Genomic DNA, 19,170 nt, shown 5'->3' on the forward strand with positions numbered 1-19,170 from the left:
TAGCAAATAGAGAGAATTCTTGTCCATTAAGAAATGTTACAAATTACATGGGTACATTAAGAAAAGTTAAGGGGGTACATCCATTGATGGATAAGGGTTTTGGGCTATTATGGTATATATGTATGGGGGAAGTTCAGTTATCAGTGGACTGAAACGCAAATCTGATGACTGATGACCCCTGGTATGAGCATGATGCCAGAGAGCCGCCGCTAATTGCTGTCTTTCACTTTCAGGGTGTTCTTGACGCACCATCTCTACATATTTATTCCTGCTTTCAGGTTGTATTCCTCTACCGATGATAAGGCGATCGCTCCAATCGGTTGTTCCACTGATTTCCCTTCTAGATCGAGCGTTGCTACAGCCAAAAGAGAATTAGGAATCTCTCGGTCAATCTTGTTCTTAACAAGCTGTAAATCAACGGGAAACTGCTTATCTTGGCTGAAAAAACCCGATTCTAAAGTCCCAAACCGATCTAGTCGGGTCAGGTAAATCGTTCTCTGACTTTTAGTCGATGTTACCTCGATATAAGGTTCTCTCAGTTCGGGATGCCGGTTTTTCAGGTCTTCAAGCGATCGCACTGACTTTAAATAATCATTGTAGGTTTCCTTGATTTCGAGCGCAATTTCCGTAAGATTCTGATTGTTAACTTCGGGAAAAAAGCCCCGAAATTGATTGACAGGACGAGCTATTAGGCGGCTTTCTTGCCATTTCTGATTAGCCACCCCAATCATGCGGTCAACTGACCCGTAATTGCTGCTTTCTAAGGGATGGGTGCGATAAACTTGGGGATAACGGCTTTTATCCCTCCCTGCTAACCAGGCGACGGGTTGATAACCGCCAATTTCCTTACAGGCCTTGAGAATTGCCGCATCCGGCCGTAAAGCACTTTGTGGCCCGTCAACCGCTACCTGTAGTTCGTTGGATAAGTCCCCAACAATCTTAAATTGGATGTCCCGCATCTGTTGTAGGGCTGTTTCAATTTGTTGGGGGGAGAGTTGTTGCGGTAAGTTAGCGATCGCTTGTATCCCGTCCCGATATGACCCAGGAATCTGGAAATCTTGTTCTGGATCGGCATTTTTGGCAAGAATACTCCGATAATACTGAGCAACCGGCTTAACATAACCCTCTTTTTTTTCCCCTGGCATCAAAATGGTTTCCCAACGCAAGGTGACAGCCATCATAATTTGATTGGCAATCTTGCCGATGTCATTATTGACCGCACTGACAGCAATTTCTTCAAAACTGCCCTGATAGGGAACTTTATCTCGCTTGACCACATCAGGATAGCGGTTTTCGGGCAACAGAGCTTCTTTAATTTCTGCCGTCAGAGTGGGATATTTGTCCGCCCGTTCAAACGCCAGCCTATGGCCATCGAAGTCCGCCTGTAGGTGCTTGGCAGCGGTTTCGGGATGGATGTGAATTGTGCCTTCCAACCGCATCAGTTGGGGGAGGTGGCGGTTAGTCAGGGTGATGACACCGTTGGAATTCACCAGGGGGCTGCGGGTGACAATCAATTCTGCCCCATCGGGCATTCTGGGGACGCAGACTTCATTTTCTGCTGTGAATCCCTAGTCAGGGAGAAGAATGTAAAGATTTATTAAATTGTAGTTTAGGATACATTTGCGGGGGGGTAGTGTGTATTGTTGTTTTCAACCGCCTTTGGGGTTGGGTTGGGCTGTTAAACACCTCGAAAAATTGCCTCATTCTCAATAAGCGAAGCTCGGAACCCCCATGAATCCGTTGTCCCTTTTCAATAAGTCGGAATTAATCGGGGTGTCCTGTTGCTTGACCCAGGCTACAAGGGCAATACCTAATATTTCGGGAGGCTTAACCCCATGTTGTTGCATAAAAATTTACTTATTGTTGTTGGTGCTGCTACGCTAGGTTTTGCCACTCTTAGTTCAGTAAGACCTGTAGAAGCGTCTGTTCTGTTTGATGAAATTGGAACCCTCAATCCTTTTAATACTCAGCGAGATGGCGGCGATGCTCCAGTTGGTCGATACACGTTTAACCAACAAACAACTATCACATCTTTCTCTGTCCTCAACGCTTTGTCTACTGCCGGGGACCTCAAGTTCTTAATCTTTAATTCCGGGAACGGAGATCTTCTATTCTCTAGCAACCCAAAGACTTTCGCTAGTGATGGAGGTACTGATTTAGCTAACAATACTTTCAAAGAAAGTGATCCTCTGTCTTTTACTTTCTTACCCGGAATCACTTACGGTCTAACTGCTACGTCTAGTGTTTTTGCTGGGTACTATGTTGCTTTCGATAGTGTTGCTGAGAATGGCATCACTGCTTTAACTGGCAATCAGAATGTTATTGGTTCCTTCAACAATCCCAGTTTACAACTAGGCACTAATTGCTGTAGTGTGCCCGTGAAACTCTTTAGTTCTGATATTCAACCAGTTCCCGAACCTAGTTTATCTCTGGGCCTACTTGCTCTCGGCACTCTCGGCGCAGCCTCAACCCTCAAACGCAAACTGAAGTCATCCAAATCTTCAGAAAAAGAGACCACAAAAGTAGGCTAAATTGCCCACTAAAAATAGGACAAATGCCCCTTCATTCAGTCAGTTGAGGGGGTATTTTTGGCATAACTCTCTCAATTCCCATGATTTCAAGGAGTATGGTTTATCTTGCGAGCCGAGATCTGTTACAATCTAAGATGACTGGTTATAGATGCTTTCAAGATGACTAAAACAGCAGAAACCCTCAAAATAGAACTTGCTCAACTTCCTATGCAAGATCGCGCTGAACTAGCTTACTTTCTCATCCATTCCTTAGATGAAGGTGTAGTAAAGTAGGTTGGGTTAAGCGATAGCGCAACCCAACAAAAGGTTATCTGTGTTGGGTTTCCTTGCGTCAACCCAACCTACAATTTTCTGTGAAAACTAGATAAGGTGAGAAGAGATTCTTCATTAAGAAAATAACAGGAGAAAATTCATCATGTCAAATAAAATTATTGATGCCAACAAAATACAGTTAACATTAAAAGAGTTACTTTCTCTAGTAAAGGCAGATACTGAGATTATTATAACTGAAGGAAATAAACCTCTAGCTCGTCTTATTTCCCTAGTAGAAACTGAAGAAACAACCACTAAAACTTCTAACTTAAGACAACCAGGACTACACTCAGGAAAAATTTGGACGAGCGAAGATTTTGATGAGCCACTTCCTGAAGAATTTTGGACAGGCGAGTTATGAAATTACTCTTGGATACCCATACATTTATTTGGTGGGATAGTGAACCAGAGAAACTATCTCAACGTGCTTTAGAATTGTGTAGAAATCCAACTAACATACTATTACTCAGTATTGCCAGTGTTTGGGAAATGCAAATCAAGCTCCAATTAGGTAAACTATCACTCAAGCTACCTTTGGCACAAATGATTAATACTCAGCAACAAACTAATCAACTTGAACTGTTGTCAATTACAGTTAGCCATGTTTTAGCTTTAAATACTTTACCGAATATCCATAAAGATGCATTTGACCGTTTGTTGGTTGCTCAAGCTAACATTGAAAATGTCATACTAATTAGCCACGATTTAACATTAGCCAAATATCCTGTTCAGATAAATTGGTAAAATTCTCAGTAAAGTAGGTTGGGTTAAGCGATAGCGCAACCCAACAAAAGGTTATCTGTGTTGAGTTTTCTTGCGTCAAACTAACTTATAATTTTTTGTAATAACTCCCCAAAAATAAGAGACTAATTCAACAGAAAGCTAAAAAGAGAGGTACAGTGCGATCACCATCGCTGTAGGGTGCGAAAACGCGCGTGTAACGCACCATCAATTTTCTAATACGCGGTGGGTTACGCTGTCGCTAACCCACCCTACAGTGCTACAGTGCTACTGTGAAGAGACAAGCTGATGTCCGAGGTTATAATGGTCAAAGAGTTAAAAAAGAAATTAATCTAATCAATAGCCACAATGAAGGTACAGCCAAATGAGTCAAGTCTTAACCCTAGAATTGAGCGATGAAGTTTATGCCACCTTGCAACAGCAGGCTAAAATATTAGTAATAAAGCTTCCTTTCCTGGATGGGTGAGATCATCACCAGCAAATTATCTCATCGCCGCCAATTTTCTACGATTAATCCCTGAACTCTCAGCATATCTGAGTCGTCAGAAACGACAATGAGATTATAGCTAATAGCTGTTGCTGCAATGAGAATATCAGTCATTTGTATGGGGGTTCCCTTAAGCCTTAAATCAGCAGAAATTGCTGCGGCTTGATGAACAATCTCCATTGTATCTAACAACAATACTCTCAAATCAGTGCGACACAAATTCTGAAATCTTGCTAACTTCTTCGTTGCCTTAACTGCTAATAGTCCAGCTTCAGTTTCTAAATAAGTAATACAGCTTATGAAAACATTCTTTCCTTGTAGCCTTACTGCACTCAATCTCTCAACGACTACTTGGTTGTCTTTGAGAATAGCTGTGACGATGTTAGTATCGAGTAGATAACCCACGACTATTTACTATTTCTATCTAAAACTTGCCATCACTGCTTCAAACTCTGCCATTTGTTCTGGAGTTAAATCCTTCAGCATTCCCGCCATTGCTTGCACTCCTAAGACTCGCCTGATTTTGCGACCTAGACTTTCATCGGGCATTGTTTCTAATTCTGAAGAAGAAAATTTTTCGGTCAGTAAATTCACAAAATACTTAACCATTTCATCTCTATTTAAATCTTCAAATAAGCTCTCATTCTTGATAAAATCATCAATAATTGACGCGATACGAATAACGAGCCTGGACTGAATTTTATCCTCGACCAAATCTGATTGAATAGAGACTTGAGACATCCTTTCCTCCTTGAGACTGGTGTAGCGAATTTTTTCTGATTTTTAGGGAGCATCCCGTTTCGGCAAATCGCTTCCCTTCCTAGGAAGAGAGCAGATAACTCCCCAATCCAAAATCAGAGCCGAATAAGTTAATTTTAACCTAACCTGCTTCAAGTTCGCCTGCTGAAAAAAATTGCCAGCCCTGTCTTCCCGACAAGGCTGAAAAAGCCGTAATCTGTAACAGCGCCCGTAATAAAGCTTCCTTTCCCGCATGGGTGTTGAAAGCAGGCTGGACGAATCAAGTGCGCCACGATGCTGCTTATATTGAAATTACCAACCGACAGTGCGATCGCCATCGCTGTAGTGGATTGTTTCAGCTAATTTGGTGTATTAGAAAAATGCTATAAATTCTATAATCTAAGACTTTAAGCCGAAATCTATTGCCCTATTTTATCTGAAACAGTCCAGTAGGGTGCGAAAACGCGCGTGTAACGCACCATCAATTTTTTAATATGCGGTGGGTTACTAACCCACCCTACAGTGCTACTGTGAAGAGTCCGAGGTTATAATGGTCAAAGAGTTAAAAAAGAAATTAATCTAATCAATAGCCACAATGAAGGTACAGCCAAATGAGTCAAGTCTTAACCCTAGAATTGAGCGATGAAGTCTATGCCGCCTTGCAACAGCAAGCTAAAATATTAGGTATCGACCTGTCAGAATTAGCCGCAACTTCCCTCGAGCGACAGTATCGCTTAACAAAAGATAAAGACCAACGCACGGAAGCGGAAAAAGAAGCAGCACGTCAACGCTTTGAGAGACATATTGGTTCAATTAGCGGCTATCCTCCAGGAGCAGATAATGAAAGCATTGATGCTGATCTTGCGAGAGAATACGCTAGTAACCATGAGGAAGATTGATGCTTCTAGATACATCTGGTTTGCTATGCTTGCAGTTTGAATCCGAACCTTGTCACCAGCAAGCCCGTTTTTTGTATAAAAACACAAGAATCCGATTAGTTCAAAGCTACATTTTAGCCGAATATGTCACTCTAGCCCATACACGGCGTTACCCGCGTTTAGCCACCCTAGAATTTATCACCGATTTGCTAGAAAATCCAGATATCGAGACAGTTTGGGTAGATGAACCCTTACATCGTGCTGCTGTCAAACTATTGATGGCACGGCAAGACAAGACTTATTCCTTATGTGATGCCGTTAGCTTTTTATTGATGCGCCAGTACAATATTAATGAAGCATTAACCACCGATCGCCATTTTGAGCAAGAAGGTTTTCACCGTTTACTTGTATTCTAAAAAGGGCAGAGCTACGTCAGGGGTTGGTATTTCTCCAACTGGTACTCCTGCCATTTCCCCGACCCCAGTTCGGTGAGGGATTGGGCGTTTCCCAACTGCGCGGCAGCTTCCCGCCAGAATTGTTCAAAGTTCTGCCGCAGTTCTCCGGTGGCAATCATTGATTTTAACCCGATAATTTAGTCAACAATTCCAAGAGTTTTTTACTATTAGGAGTCAAGAGAGTTCGACGATAGGCATCGGCGGCCTTTTTAATCGCTTCCGCTTGGGTGGGATAGGGATGAATAACACTAGAGAGTTTACGCAGTCCGATTTGAGCAACCATAGCGGTGGTAATTTCGGAAATCATCTCACCGGCGTGAGCGGCGACGATAGTGGCTCCTAAAATTTGGTCGGAACCTTGTTTGTGAATAATTTTTAGAAAACCTGCTGTTTCGCCATCAGTGATAGCTCGATCGACTATACTCAAAGGAATTTTAATAGTATTAGTGACCAATCCCCGGGTCTGTGCTTGGGTTTCATCCATACCCACCCGGGCGATTTCTGGGTCGGTATAAGTGACCCAAGGCAGAACTAAATTACTGAGCTTATCGCGTCCGAAACCGAAGGGAGAAAAAAGGGTATTTTTAATCACAATACGCGCGGCTGCATCGGCGGCATGGGTAAATTTCCAATCCATACAGATATCACCGGCCGCATAAATTTTCGGGTTAGTAGTTTGCAGATAATCATTGACTTTAACTCCCCGACGAGTATCGTATTCCACGGCCACCGCTTCTAAATTTAATCCTGACAGATTCGGCTCCCGGCCCGCACCGACTAAAATCTCGTCAACGGTGATAGTTGCTCCTTGACCGTTGCTAGTATATTCAATGGTTTTACCCCGCTCATTTTTTGTCACCCGTTCAATTTGGCAAGAGAGAATTAATTGCATTCCTTCCCGCAGGAAAGTATTCTCAATAATTTCGGCCGCTTCTTGGTCTTCTTTATTCAAAAGATGGGAATGATTATGAAATAAAATCACCTGTGCGCCTAACCTTTGAAAAGCTTGGGCTAATTCACAACCAAGCGGCCCGCCACCGATAATAGCTAATCGAGGAGGTAATTCTGTGAGGGAAAAAATTGTTTCATTGGTATAAAATCCCGCTTCTTTTAGTCCGGGGATATCGGGATGAAAGGCCCCAGCACCAGTGGCAATGACGGCTTTTTTATAAGCGAGAGTTTTTCTCGCCACTGCCACAGCATTTTCTCCTAAAAAACGAGCGCTACCCAAGAAGACATCGATACCTAGTTTTTGGAAACGTTGCACCGAATCATTATGGCTAATATCGGCGCGAATTTGTCGCATTCTGGTCATGACTCTGGCAAAATCTACCCTAGTATCCCCAATATTAATTCCTAATTTTTTGGCTTTCTCAATTTCCCCGATAATTCTAGAGGAACGAATCAGACATTTAGAAGGAATACAACCGAAATTGAGGCAATCTCCCCCCATGAGATGTTTTTCCACTAAAGCCACTTTTAAACCTATATCTAAACCCGCAGCCCCCGCCGCTACGACTAAACCCGCAGTACCCGCACCAATGACGACTAAATCATAACAATCTTGGGGTTGTGGATTGAGCCAATCGGCAGGATGAACATAATTAACTAATTTTTGATTATGTTCGTCCATGGGGAGAATATTAACTTCACTGGAGCTATTTTGAAACATATTAGACCTCTTGTAAAAATCAAAAATTGTTGTTAGGGTTAGGAGTCAGTAGCCAGTAGTCAGTAGTCAGGAGAATTAAGAATGAATAATAATCAGTTAAATGGTCTATTTACCGATTTTATGCAATTTAATTCTTATTTTTGCCGTTTTTGAACCCTGAAAAATTAATTATGCAAGAGGTTTATTAAAGCAGTTATCTTAATGGTGAGATACGAAGTTTTCGTTTTGGGTAGCCGGTCGCCGGTCGCCGGTCGTGAGGAGATTATTTTTATTTGTTCTCCCCACACCCCACACCCCACTTCCCACTTCCCCAACCCCTGACTGATAAATGATGACTATTCACTGATAACTGATGCCAGGGCCTGACGGGCAATTTTTGTGACGTAGAGGGTGAGAGCAACGGTAGCGATCAAACCGATCAGGCGAATAGTCCATGGTAAAGCTGGGTTAGTGGCTGGTGTTGAGGTGCCGATAGTGGCAAGATTACCCGCTAAAGAGCCAATATAAACATACATTATCGTCCCCGGAATCATGCCCGCGGAACCTAGTAGATAATCTTTCAGGGAAACCCCGGTGACACCATAGGCATAATTGAGCAGATTAAAGGGAAATACGGGAGATAAACGGGTTAAAAGCACTATTTTTAAGCCTTCTTTCCCCACAGCTTCATCGATAGCTTGAAATTTACTATTACCTTGAATTTTTTCCACCACCCAACCCCTCGCCAGATAACGTCCCACCAGAAAAGCGGCGGTAGCGCCGATAGTTGCCGCGATAAAGACGTAAAAAGAGCCTAAAAGCACGCCAAAAACCACACCAGCCCCGAAAGTCAGGATTGAACCTGGAAAAAAGGCCACAGTAGCTAGAATATAGATAATTATAAACGCGATCGCTCCCACAGCCCCCAAACTATCCACCCAAGTTAAGGCATGGAAAAGAATAGTTTGAGGATTAAAACCGGTGGAGGCACTGGATTCGAGGGCAAAAGCGGGGGGAGTAGTCAGGAGAAAAGTGCCGCTAAAGGCGATTAGCAGCGGCAAATAACGGCAAATAACCAGCTTTTTCCAGTTGCTGGACTGGGAAATAATCATCACAAGTCCCTAAAAAGAGAATAAAAGAGAGATTAAACTATAAAAGCGAATTAAATAGAACTAGGGGCTATTCTACCGTAGTTATCATTGTTTAGACCAGAAAGCCAATCCTGAAAATTCCCAGAAAATCTCCCTCTCTGGGAGAAGATAGGACAAGCAACAGCCCGGTAATTGTTGCTGTTTACTTGATATTACACCTTGCCGTCTCTGGGGAAAAAATGTCACAATTAGAAATAATTAGCATTCGATATAGCAATTAATCTATGAAAATCATCCCCAAGGTCAAGGCCCCTACCTTCCTGCAAATGGCACAATGGATCATTAATCCTGTAGCTTTTATGGAAAATGCCGCCCGCAAGCATGGCGATATTTTTAGCACAAAAGTGGGTTTAACTGTAGATAATTTTATCTTTGTCAGTAGTCCTGCGGCCCTACAACAGGTTTTAACTAATGACCGTAAAAAATTTTCGGCACCAGGGGAAGCCAATCGGATTATTGCCCCGATTATTGGTGATTATTCCGTCGTCATGTTAGACGGAGACATCCACAAAAAACGCCGTCAGCTTTTATTGCCACCTTTTCACGGGGAAAGAATGCGTTTCTACGGCGATTTAATCCGCGATATTACCCTGAGAGTAATGGCAGAATTGCCCGAAAATCAACCTTTTAAGGCCCGTTCAGCGACCACAGCAATCGCTTTACAAGTAATTATGGAGGCAGTTTTTGGAATTAGTCAAGGGGAACGTTATCAAACCCTGAAAAAAACTCTCGCTGAAATGCTCGATATTTTTAACTCTCCGGTGATGGCTTCTTTGTTATTTTTTCCAATTTTGCGGGCTGATTTTGGTGCTTGGAGTCCCTGGGGAAAATACCAGCGTTACCAAGAAAAAATTGATGATATTATCTATACAGAAATTGCCGAAAGAAAAGCTAATCCTAACCCCAATCGCACCGATATTTTATCACTACTGATGTCGGCCCGGGATGAAGAAGGCAACCCGATGAGCGATAAGGAATTGCGCGATGAATTAATGACCTTATTATTCGCCGGTCATGAAACCACCGCCACCGCTATGTCTTGGGCGCTCTACTGGACTCATCGCTATCCAGAAATTAAAGCAAAAATTCTCCAAGAAATAGCCACTTTAGGAGATAATCCTAACCCCATTGACATAACTCGATTACCCTATCTTGCGGCGGTTTGTTCGGAAACTTTACGCATTCATCCCGTGGCAATGTTAACTTTTCCGCGAGCAGTGGAAGAACCGGTAGAACTAGATGGTTATCCTTTAGAAAAAGGGACAATTCTTATGGGTTGTATTTATCTAGCTCACCACCGCGAGCAAACTTTCCCCGATTCCCATACTTTTAAACCAGAACGCTTTTTAGAAAAACAATTCACCCCCTATGAATATATGCCTTTTGGTGGTGGGGCGCGTCGTTGTATCGGGGAAGTTTTAGCTATCTACGAGATGAAAATCGCTATCGCCACAATTTTGGCCAATTATCAGTTAACTCTAGTTAATAATACCCCCGAAAAACCCAGCCGCCGCGGTTTAACCCTTGCTCCCTCGCGAGGAGTTCCCATGGTCTTAAAAGGACGACGGGAACCTCTGGTGACGGCCCCGATGCTCGCCGAAATTTCTTAAAAAAACTGACAAACTATTGTACAATCAGAGTTGTGGTATCCCATATCATAACTCTGTTTTTTTGTCAATAAAATTGGGGATAATTATGGTCTTAATTCGTTTAGCTAAATCCTGGCAAATTTCCGAAAATGAAGTTACTTCCGAAAGTGTTTATTTTAACCGTCGTCGCTTTTTACAGGGGTTAATCGGGACAGGAATTGCGGGGAGTTCCCTATTATTAACTGCTTGTGGTAAATCCTCCTCCTCGGAAGCTTTAGAAAAAAGTTTGCAATTACCTAAAATTGAAGGGTTCAGCAAGAATCCGCAGTTTTTAACGGTAAATCGCCCCATAGCTGCCGAAACTGTAGCCGGGAAATATAACAATTTTTATGAGTTCGGAGGGGGGAAAAATATCTGGTTAAAAGCGCAGAAACTACCGACGAATCCCTGGACGGTAGAAGTGGGAGGATTGGTAAAAAATCCCCAAACCTACGATATAGATACTATTAAAAAAACCTTTCCTCTCGAAGAAAGAATCTATCGTTTTCGTTGTGTGGAAGCTTGGTCAATGGTGTTACCTTGGCTTGGTTTTCCCATGGGTGCTTTAATTGCGGCAGTGGAACCAAAACCAGAAGCTAAATTCGTCCGTTTCACCTCCTTTTATAATCCCGAAATTACTAAGGGGCCAGGATTACATTTAGGTCCCTTACCCTGGCCCTATACAGAAGGTTTAAGAATTGAAGAAATGGCCAATGAATTAGCTTTCTTTGCCGTGGGAATTTTCGGGCATGATTTACCGAAACAACAGGGCGCACCCTTGCGAATGGTTATTCCTTGGAAATACGGTTTTAAAGGAGCAAAATCGATAGTAAAAATTGAATTTACCGCCAAACAACCCGCCACCTACTGGAACACAATTGACGCTCATGAATACGATTTTGAGGCTAATGTAAACCCCAGTAAACCCCATCCCCGTTGGTCGCAAGCAACGGAGAAATTTATCGGCAGTAGAAGTGATTTATCTTGGGAAATTATCGAAACTCTGCCCTATAATGGCTACGGTGAATATGTGGCTAGTTTGTATAGTTAATTTTGATTATTATCCTCGTTTTATTTAGTTTAAGTGAGTATTTATGGAAAATAAAACTCTGTACGAACAAGACTTTTATCTCTGGATTAGAACTACTATTAATCAACTGCAAGCCAGACAGTTTGAGCGGGTAGATTTAGAGAATTTACTGGAGGAGTTAGCAAGTATGGGAAGGAGTGAAAAACGCAAAATCGAAAATCTTTTGATTCAATTGCTGGTACATTTGCTGAAACTAACCTACTGGACAGGAGAAAAAGCTAGAAATGAGGGTCACTGGAAAGGGGAAATTAGAAACTTTCGCCGACAAATAATCAAAGAAGTTAAAGATAGCCCTAGTCTCAAACCCTATCTTTTGGAAATCTTTGAGGAATGCTATCAATTTGCTAGAAAAGATGCTAGTGATCGCTCTCAATTACCCCTCGATACTTTCCCCGCTATTCCCCTTGGTTCCCTTGAACAAATTCTCGATGAAGATTGGTTTCCCACTAATAACCATGAGTAATATATAGAGGTCAATTATGGACAATAAAACCCTGTACGAACAAGACTTTTATCTCTGGATTAGAACTACTATTAATCAACTGCAAGCGAGACAGTTTGAGCGGGTAGATTTAGAGAATTTACTGGAGGAATTAGCAAGTATGGGAAGGAGTGAAAAGCGCAAAATCGAAAATCTTTTGATTCAATTACTGGTACATTTGCTGAAACTAACTTACTGGACAGGAGAAAAATCTAGAAATGAGGGTCACTGGAAAGGGGAAATTATCAACTTTCGCCGACAAATAATCGAAGAAATTAAAGATAGCCCTAGTTTAAAACCCTATATTCTGGAAATCTTTGAGGAATGCTATCAATTTGCTAGAAAAGAGGCTCAAGTTAGAACTCAATTACCTCTTGATACTTTCCCCCCTATTCCCATTGGTTCCCTTGAACAAATTCTCGATGAAGATTGGTTTCCCACTAATAACCACGAGTAATATATAGAGGTAAATTATGGATAATAAAACCCTGTACGAAGAAGACTTTTATCTCTGGATTAGAACTACTATTAATCAACTGCAAGCCAGACAGTTTGAGCGGGTAGATTTAGAGAATTTACTAGAGGAATTAGCAAGTATGGGAAGGAGTGAAAAGCGCACAATTAAAAGTCTGTTAACCCGATTATTAGAACATTTACTTAAGCTCAAATATTGGGCGGCAGAAAGAGAGAGAAACGAAGGTCACTGGAAGGGAGAGATTAGAACTTTTCGTCTCGATATATTAGATGAACTTAAAGATAGTCCTAGTCTGAAACCTTATCTTTTGGAAATTTTTGATGAATGTTATCTTTCAGCCCGAAAAAATGCCAGTGACCGCTCTCAATTACCCCTCGATACTTTCCCCGTTATTCCCATTGGTTCCCTTGAACAAATTCTCGATGAAGATTGGTTTCCTGCGGGCGATAATCTGGAAATATAGCCATCAGTTAGACTGCTCCATACTGCTCTAACAAAAAACAACTATCCCCCGATAGCGATCGCTAAAGGTCGAATAATTATAAATTTTTTTCAAGGGGTGCGGTCAGATCGAAGAATCATTGCTAGAATGAGCCTAATTGTCAGAAATTTAGTTAAACAAGGTTTTTGGCAATATGCTAATCTGGCTAACACGCTTTTGGGTGTGATATAGGGAAAAGTTCTGGCAATCGCGCCTAAATAGAGTGTTATACAGAAAGTTTCCGCATAATATGTAGTTAGGCAGACGCAATCCAATGTGTATCTTTTCTCACGACGTTCAACAGGTGTCCAACACGAAGATCTACGCTCGCCTGAATGGCGACCGTCAGCACTTAGTGTATGAGATGCGCCTAACGTCGGAATCCGACGTGGCGATGATCCTCCCGTTGCCAACTCAATTGCCGAGTACGGACCAAGTAAGTTTCGTAAACCTTTCTGGTTACGACGGCTTTTTTCGCGACATGGATCGATGCTTCCCGCAGCCGATGGAAATGCGTAGCAAAGGCGTCGCTGTCGCGAGAGCGAGTCCTAGAAATCTCATGGTTCATCGAGTTGGCGCGTTTGACGCTTCGTTCGTACCCGCACTCGCGGATTTTCACAGACTTGATCTTCGATTTCGCCTTCCAGAGGATGTTTGGAAACAGCTGCCGCTTTACAGTGACTTTGGTTTTGCCGTCTTTCAGCTTCGATCTGGAGACATGCGGATCCATCCCATGGCATTGTCGTTTAGGACGCGGAATTCAACGGCCCTTTTCTTCCCGACTGCCCACGTCCATGATGGAAGCGTTCATCCCGTGGCGCAATTCGATCACTCCCTTTACGCACAGGCGGAGCGTCCCAATAACGTCGGAATCCGACGTGGCGATGATCCTCCCGTTGCCAACTCAATTGCCGAGTACGGACCAAGTAAGTTTCGTAAACCTTTCTGGTTACGACGGCTTTTTTCACGACATGGATCGATTTCTGAATGGGTGCACGGGTCAGTCCTGCCTTGCGACGTTATGAACTTCGGCAACTCTATCATGTCAGATAAGACGAAGGGTCTCGTTGATCCACTGACGCCTGTTGCCCGCTGCAAGTTGGCTGGCCCATTGCCAAACCAGGATACCTGGCTACCTGTGTAACCGCTGGCTAACCGATCGTTGCAGCTGCCGATGCCGCGAGCGTCACTTTGCTCCTAGACATGGCAGTGCGATGCCGAAGGCACTGCGTAGCAGTACGCAATCGCCGTAGGGTGCGTTCCCTAATGTGGCTCCTACTGCTCCAGCGATCGATTTTGGGGAACGCACCATGCCCATTGATTGAAGCTGTGGTCTAAATTTGATCGCCGATCTTGTAGTACGGGGCCTGGTGATGCTCACACAAATGATACTGAATTGCCAGATATTGGAGTTCACTACTGGCTAGATGCAGGAACGAGGCTGAAATACATTTTGAAAGTCTGGGTTGAGGATTAAAGAGCTTGCGAATTAGTAGTCAGGGTGGGCGTTTGCTCACCTTGCTTTTTCATGCGGTAATATGGAATGAGATGGTGAAAGACTGAGACTATAGCTATGACGCTCGCATCTAATGGAAAAACCGCTATCATTCGTACAGAGCGGGGACTGACGATCGCAGGAACCCGCATCACCCTCTACGATGTGATGGATTATGTGACTGCTCAATATCCACCTAAGTTCATTCAGGGATTATTTGATCTGACGGAAGAGCAAATTAACACTGCCCTGGCTTATATTGAGGCTCATCGTGCGGATGTGGAAGCTGAGTACCAGCAAGTTCTCAAAGAAGCTGAAGAACTCCGACAATATTATGAAGAGCAAAATCGTGAGCGAGTTGCCCGTATTGCTGCGCAACCACCTAAGCCAGGCTCCGAGGCTGCTTGGGAAAAGCTTCGAGTGGCTAAGGCAAAGCGTGAGTCGAAAGTATGATTTTTTTGATTGATCACAATCTCAAAGGTCATGCCTTGGTTTTCTTTGGTGCGATCGCAACTCAGGGCTGGCTTGATATCGTCCCGATGCAGTTCGTCACCTTTGCAGAGATGGATTTGTCGATCAACAGTGATGACAGGACGGTTTGGCGACTTGCTCAAGAGAATCAGATGATTTTGCTTACCGCTAATCACAGTATGGAAGGGAAAGATTCCCTAGAGCAGGTCCTGCGTGAAGAAAATACCTCAGAGTCATTGCCTGTGATCACCGTTAGCAATGCTGATCGGCTTTTGAATGATTCGGAATATCGAGGTCGGTGTGTTGAAAGTCTTGTTGAAATTGTGCTTGATATTGATACCTATCGAGGCGCAAGGCGAATATTCATTCCGTGACGCGGCGAATGCTAGGGCCGTTGAAGTCTATCTGTAGGGACACGGCATAACGGGGTCTTTATACTGAATCGGTTTTTAATAGCATGATTAACTGCCAATCCAACTTGAAAAACCCGCTCTCTTCTCCCCCACTGCTGTAACAAAAAACAACTATCTCCCGATAGCGATCGCTAAAGGTCGAATAATTGTAAATTTTTGTCAATGGGTGCGGTCAGATCGAAGAATCATCGCTAGGATGAGCCTAATTGTCAGGAATTTAGTTAAACAAGGTTTTTGGCAATAGGCTAATCTGGCTAACACGCTTTTGGGGTTGATATAGGGAAAAGTTCTAGCGATCACGCCTATCTCTTGGTATGATATATTTATAGTTCCATATCTCTGGACAAAAATTTTTAAATTTATAAAAGTTGATCTAAATTCCGTGATTACTATCTATCAATTAAAGCCAGCTTTTCAAAAGATATTGAGTCCGCTAGTCAAGCAACTAGCGAAACAAGGAATCACGGCGAATCAAATTACCACATCTGCTGCTGTCTTATCAGTATTGATGGGAATAGCAATTGTCCTTTGGCATTGTCAGCGCTGGCTACTGTTGCTGATGCCTTTGGTACTTTTTATGCGAATTGCACTGAATGCGATTGATGGGATGTTAGCCAGAGACTACAACCAGAAAACATCGTTAGGTACTATCTTAAATGAACTAGGAGATGTAATTTCTGATACTGCCCTCTACCTTCCCTTTGCCTTAATACCAGGAGTTTCTAGTATTTTGGTTGTCCCAATTGTCTTACTGTCAATCATCAGTGAAATGACTGGAGTTCTCGGGGTTACAGTGAGTGGAAAAAGACAATATCAAGGGCCAATGGGCAAAAGTGATCGTGCTTTTTTATTTGGTATAATTGCTTTATTATTAGGATTAGGATTGACAGCAGGAAAGTGGTTAGATTATATTTGGATTACCACAATCTTACTGCTATTTTCGACAATTATCAATCGGGCTTACAGCAGCTTAAAGGAATTAGAGTATCATGGTTTGGACGAAGCCAGCAATTAATGTTATCTGGGGGTTAGCAGGGGTATTTATCCTATTAATACTAGCGACTCTCATAATTCAGCTTCTCTCCCTAACTTTGCCAGAGAGAAATTATACAGAACTGAAGCAACGAGTCAAATCTTGGTGGGCAATTACCCTTCTTTTCTCAACTTCTCTCATCCTCAGTCCTGGAATAGCTGTGATCTTTTTTGGTTTTGTCAGTTTTCTGGCCCTGAAAGAATATTTATCTCTAATTCCGACACGGCGGGCAGACCGTCGCGTCTTGTTTTGGGCTTATTTAGCAATCATCTTACAATATTACTGGATTTACAGTCGGTGGTACGGAATGTTTTTAGTATTTATCCCAGTTTATATGTTCCTTATCTTGCCGATGCGGATGGTAATTTTAGGAGAAATACACGGTTTTCTCAAGGCAATAGGAACTCTACATTGGGGATTGATGCTGACAGTATTTAGCATCAGTCACGTCGCCTATTTATTAAGGCTACCACCCGCAGGTAATCCCATAGCTGGCGGTGCTGGATTGTTACTGTATCTTTTATTTTTGACGGCTCTGAATGATATTTCCCAGTACTTGTGGGGAAAAAGTTTGGGAAGACATAAAGTTTTACCGACAGTTAGCCCCAACAAAACCTGGGAAGGCTTGCTAGGAGGGATAATAACGACAATAGTATTGGCAGTAATTTTGGCTCCTTGGTTAACTCCGTTTAATTTAACTCACGCATTCTGGCTGGGGTTACTATTGGGAATTGCCGGTTTTATTGGTGATGTTACTGTATCGGCTCTGAAGCGAGACTTAGGAGTTAAAGACAGCGGTAATCTCTTACCAGGACACGGTGGTATTCTTGATCGTATTGACAGTTTAACTTATACTGCTCCCCTATTTTTCCATTTTACTGTTTACTTTTATTTCCGGGGGATGTTAGCTTGAATAAGTTACTGCGATTGTTGTTTTTTGGTTGCGTGGTTAGACTGATTGTCTTGGTCATTATCGGACTAAGAATCAGTCACAAAGAGAGGCTACCAAAATCGGGACCAGCGATAATTGTTGCCAACCACAACAGCCATCTCGATACCCTGGTATTGATGACACTCTTTCCCTTAAGGTTATTAGACAAATTGCGTCCAGTAGCGGCGGCGGACTATTGGTTAAAGAATCCCTGGCTGACTTGGTTTTCTCTAAATATTATTGGTATCATTCCCTTAAGACGCGAAATGGGGAATGTTCGCGAGCATCCTCTAGACAGTTGTTCTCAGGCATTAGTGCGGAGAGAAATTCTGCTAATCTATCCTGAAGGCTCTCGCGGCAATCCTGAATCTTTAACTAGCTTTAAGAGTGGCATTGCCCATCTAGCGAAACGGCATCCAGAAATCCCCATCTATCCAATTTTCTTGCATGGTTTAGGCAAGACACTTCCCAAAGGTGAAGCTTTATTAGTCCCTTTCTTTTGTGATGTTTGGCTTGGTAATCCTCTCCATTGGACTGGCAATAAACAAAGCTTTATGGATTTGTTAAATCAGTCAATACAAGAGTTGGCATCATCAGGAAATTTTTCTGCTTGGCAATAAAAAAGTTCTTGATTTTTCTTGATTAAACGAAGGAATTAACCATGAATTCTCAAACCTTACCTAGCTATGATTCACTAAGTCGTCCGCTGCCAATTTGGCATCCTAAAGCCATCTACTACAGCCTTGTAAGATTGCTGTTTCAAACCATCGGGCAACTTTCAGACGGAATTCGTCTGGGCTTGAAATACGGCTTTGATTCAGGAGTCATGTTAGAGTATGTTTATCGCAATCGTCCCAGCGGCATTACCTGGTTTGGCAAGATAATTGACCGTGTTTATCTCGACTCCCAGGGATGGCAGGGAATACGTCAACGTGGGGAAATTCTGAAAAGCGTATTGCGTCAAGTTATCCAAGATAATTTTGAGCAAGGGGTAACAACTAACCTCCTCGATGTTGCTTGTGGTGGTGGCCGCTATGACTTGGAAGTTTTGCTAGATTTTTCGGGTGGTGCAGTGAATGCTTTATTGCGAGATTACAAGGCAGAAAATGTGCAAAAAGCGCAAGAATTAGCTCTCCACCTTGGCGTATCAGCAACTATCGAACAAGCTGACGCTTTTAACGATGACGACTTAAACCGGGTCTTACCACCGCCTAATTTAATTGTCGTCTCGGGACTCCACGAAATATTACCAGATAATGAGTTAATTCGTCAGCATTTCCAGCAATTATATCGTCTTCTTGAACCAGGCGGGACGCTCATTTTTACCATTCAACCCTACCACCCCCAATTAGAGTTTATTGCCAGGGTATTAAATTCTCATACAGGTAAACCTTGGGTGATGCGCCTGAGACCGCTAGAATTAACCGAAGCATGGGCAACTGATGCGGGTTTTCAAGATTTCCAGGTACAGATGGATAACTTTAATATTTTCGGGGTCGTCAAAGCGAGAAAGTGAAGTCAGCGAAAACTCATTTTGTAACTATTCAGGTCTAGGGGTTGACAAAGAGAGAAAAATCAGCAGTGGGGATAATGGGACTTAAACAAATTTCAAGCCCAAATAAAGCCTAAACTGGCTTTGTAAGCGGCAAACACATCCCGATTCTCGGTCAGCCACTCAAAGAAACGGAAAGACATCGCTGTCCGAAAAGCTTCTAAAGCTTCCACAAA

At 42.7% G+C, this 19,170-nt stretch carries 23 protein-coding genes; 17 read left to right on the forward strand and 6 right to left on the reverse strand.

Annotated elements, in window-relative coordinates; all coding sequences use genetic code 11:
* Nucleotides 1-254: 254 nt before the first annotated feature.
* Nucleotides 255-1,532: a hypothetical protein gene (locus tag IM500_RS23495; protein ID WP_287739633.1), complete on the reverse strand. Its 1,278-nt coding sequence runs from the start codon at nt 1,530-1,532 to the stop codon at nt 255-257.
* A gap of 303 nt (nt 1,533-1,835) precedes the next feature.
* Between IM500_RS23495 and IM500_RS23500 the strand changes: the two genes are divergently transcribed.
* From IM500_RS23500 to IM500_RS23510, 3 genes are all read left to right on the forward strand, one after another.
* Nucleotides 1,836-2,531 carry a PEP-CTERM sorting domain-containing protein gene (locus IM500_RS23500; RefSeq protein ID WP_242034733.1) on the forward strand — a complete coding sequence of 232 codons (696 nt, stop codon included), beginning with the start codon at nt 1,836-1,838 and terminating at the stop codon, nt 2,529-2,531.
* A gap of 415 nt (nt 2,532-2,946) precedes the next feature.
* Nucleotides 2,947-3,204: a type II toxin-antitoxin system Phd/YefM family antitoxin gene (locus IM500_RS23505; protein ID WP_190358565.1), complete on the forward strand. Its 258-nt coding sequence runs from the start codon at nt 2,947-2,949 to the stop codon at nt 3,202-3,204.
* Entirely contained in the window at nt 3,201-3,587 is a 387-nt protein-coding gene (locus tag IM500_RS23510; protein ID WP_190358566.1) for a type II toxin-antitoxin system VapC family toxin, read from the forward strand. Before IM500_RS23505 ends, IM500_RS23510 begins: the two co-directional genes overlap by 4 nt.
* A 484-nt stretch (nt 3,588-4,071) precedes the next feature.
* Here IM500_RS23510 and IM500_RS23515 read toward each other — a convergent pair whose 3' ends face one another.
* Nucleotides 4,072-4,476 carry a type II toxin-antitoxin system VapC family toxin gene (locus tag IM500_RS23515; protein ID WP_287739634.1) on the reverse strand — a complete coding sequence of 135 codons (405 nt, stop codon included), beginning with the start codon at nt 4,474-4,476 and terminating at the stop codon, nt 4,072-4,074.
* A gap of 15 nt (nt 4,477-4,491) precedes the next feature.
* Nucleotides 4,492-4,812: a hypothetical protein gene (locus IM500_RS23520; RefSeq protein WP_190723184.1), complete on the reverse strand. Its 321-nt coding sequence runs from the start codon at nt 4,810-4,812 to the stop codon at nt 4,492-4,494.
* Between the two features lie 608 nt (nt 4,813-5,420).
* Between IM500_RS23520 and IM500_RS23525 the strand changes: the two genes are divergently transcribed.
* Nucleotides 5,421-5,708 (forward strand): hypothetical protein, encoded by a 288-nt coding sequence (locus IM500_RS23525; RefSeq protein WP_190723185.1) that lies wholly within the window; start codon nt 5,421-5,423, stop codon nt 5,706-5,708.
* Nucleotides 5,705-6,103 carry a type II toxin-antitoxin system VapC family toxin gene (locus IM500_RS23530; RefSeq protein ID WP_199328873.1) on the forward strand — a complete coding sequence of 133 codons (399 nt, stop codon included), beginning with the start codon at nt 5,705-5,707 and terminating at the stop codon, nt 6,101-6,103. The genes IM500_RS23525 and IM500_RS23530 overlap by 4 nt, the downstream gene beginning before the upstream one ends.
* Nucleotides 6,104-6,114: 11 nt before the next feature.
* Here IM500_RS23530 and IM500_RS23535 read toward each other — a convergent pair whose 3' ends face one another.
* From IM500_RS23535 to IM500_RS23545, 3 genes are all read right to left on the reverse strand, one after another.
* Entirely contained in the window at nt 6,115-6,261 is a 147-nt protein-coding gene (locus IM500_RS23535) for a hypothetical protein (RefSeq protein ID WP_190723187.1), read from the reverse strand.
* Between the two features lie 5 nt (nt 6,262-6,266).
* Nucleotides 6,267-7,814: a mercuric reductase gene (locus IM500_RS23540; RefSeq protein WP_190723188.1), complete on the reverse strand. Its 1,548-nt coding sequence runs from the start codon at nt 7,812-7,814 to the stop codon at nt 6,267-6,269.
* A gap of 335 nt (nt 7,815-8,149) precedes the next feature.
* A complete protein-coding gene (locus IM500_RS23545) occupies nt 8,150-8,905 on the reverse strand; it encodes a TVP38/TMEM64 family protein (RefSeq protein ID WP_190723189.1) in 756 nt (251 codons plus the stop codon).
* Nucleotides 8,906-9,168: 263 nt separating this feature from the next.
* Between IM500_RS23545 and IM500_RS23550 the strand changes: the two genes are divergently transcribed.
* The 12 genes from IM500_RS23550 (at nt 9,169) to IM500_RS23605 (ending at nt 18,958) form a co-directional block, all read left to right on the forward strand.
* A complete protein-coding gene (locus IM500_RS23550; RefSeq protein WP_190723190.1) occupies nt 9,169-10,554 on the forward strand; it encodes a cytochrome P450 in 1,386 nt (461 codons plus the stop codon).
* A gap of 85 nt (nt 10,555-10,639) precedes the next feature.
* The gene (gene msrP / locus IM500_RS23555) at nt 10,640-11,623 is read left to right on the forward strand and encodes a protein-methionine-sulfoxide reductase catalytic subunit MsrP (RefSeq protein WP_190723191.1); all 984 of its coding nucleotides are present in this window, start codon (nt 10,640-10,642) and stop codon (nt 11,621-11,623) included.
* A gap of 43 nt (nt 11,624-11,666) precedes the next feature.
* A complete protein-coding gene (locus IM500_RS23560) occupies nt 11,667-12,125 on the forward strand; it encodes a DUF29 domain-containing protein (protein WP_190723192.1) in 459 nt (152 codons plus the stop codon).
* 16 nt (nt 12,126-12,141) lie between these two features.
* Complete coding sequence (locus tag IM500_RS23565) at nt 12,142-12,600, forward strand: DUF29 domain-containing protein (RefSeq protein ID WP_012265437.1); 459 nt, start codon at nt 12,142-12,144, stop codon at nt 12,598-12,600.
* Nucleotides 12,601-12,616: 16 nt separating this feature from the next.
* Entirely contained in the window at nt 12,617-13,081 is a 465-nt protein-coding gene (locus IM500_RS23570) for a DUF29 domain-containing protein (protein ID WP_002796831.1), read from the forward strand.
* 292 nt (nt 13,082-13,373) lie between these two features.
* On the forward strand, nt 13,374-14,243 hold the full coding sequence (locus tag IM500_RS23575; RefSeq protein WP_287739635.1) for a hypothetical protein: 870 nt from the start codon (nt 13,374-13,376) through the stop codon (nt 14,241-14,243).
* 429 nt (nt 14,244-14,672) lie between these two features.
* A complete protein-coding gene (locus IM500_RS23580) occupies nt 14,673-15,047 on the forward strand; it encodes a DUF433 domain-containing protein (RefSeq protein ID WP_002784772.1) in 375 nt (124 codons plus the stop codon).
* A complete protein-coding gene (locus tag IM500_RS23585; protein ID WP_185237602.1) occupies nt 15,044-15,439 on the forward strand; it encodes an ACP S-malonyltransferase in 396 nt (131 codons plus the stop codon). Before IM500_RS23580 ends, IM500_RS23585 begins: the two co-directional genes overlap by 4 nt.
* Before the next feature lie 421 nt (nt 15,440-15,860).
* Complete coding sequence (locus IM500_RS23590) at nt 15,861-16,493, forward strand: CDP-alcohol phosphatidyltransferase family protein (RefSeq protein ID WP_002768800.1); 633 nt, start codon at nt 15,861-15,863, stop codon at nt 16,491-16,493.
* Nucleotides 16,468-17,424: a phosphatidate cytidylyltransferase gene (locus IM500_RS23595; RefSeq protein WP_002768798.1), complete on the forward strand. Its 957-nt coding sequence runs from the start codon at nt 16,468-16,470 to the stop codon at nt 17,422-17,424. Before IM500_RS23590 ends, IM500_RS23595 begins: the two co-directional genes overlap by 26 nt.
* The gene (locus IM500_RS23600; protein ID WP_012265433.1) at nt 17,421-18,062 is read left to right on the forward strand and encodes a lysophospholipid acyltransferase family protein; all 642 of its coding nucleotides are present in this window, start codon (nt 17,421-17,423) and stop codon (nt 18,060-18,062) included. Before IM500_RS23595 ends, IM500_RS23600 begins: the two co-directional genes overlap by 4 nt.
* A gap of 41 nt (nt 18,063-18,103) precedes the next feature.
* Nucleotides 18,104-18,958: a class I SAM-dependent methyltransferase family protein gene (locus IM500_RS23605; RefSeq protein WP_002768795.1), complete on the forward strand. Its 855-nt coding sequence runs from the start codon at nt 18,104-18,106 to the stop codon at nt 18,956-18,958.
* Nucleotides 18,959-19,170 lie beyond the last annotated feature (212 nt).

It is taken from the genome of Microcystis sp. M179S2 (assembly GCF_020245805.1).
Lineage (GTDB): Bacteria > Cyanobacteriota > Cyanobacteriia > Cyanobacteriales > Microcystaceae > Microcystis > Microcystis aeruginosa.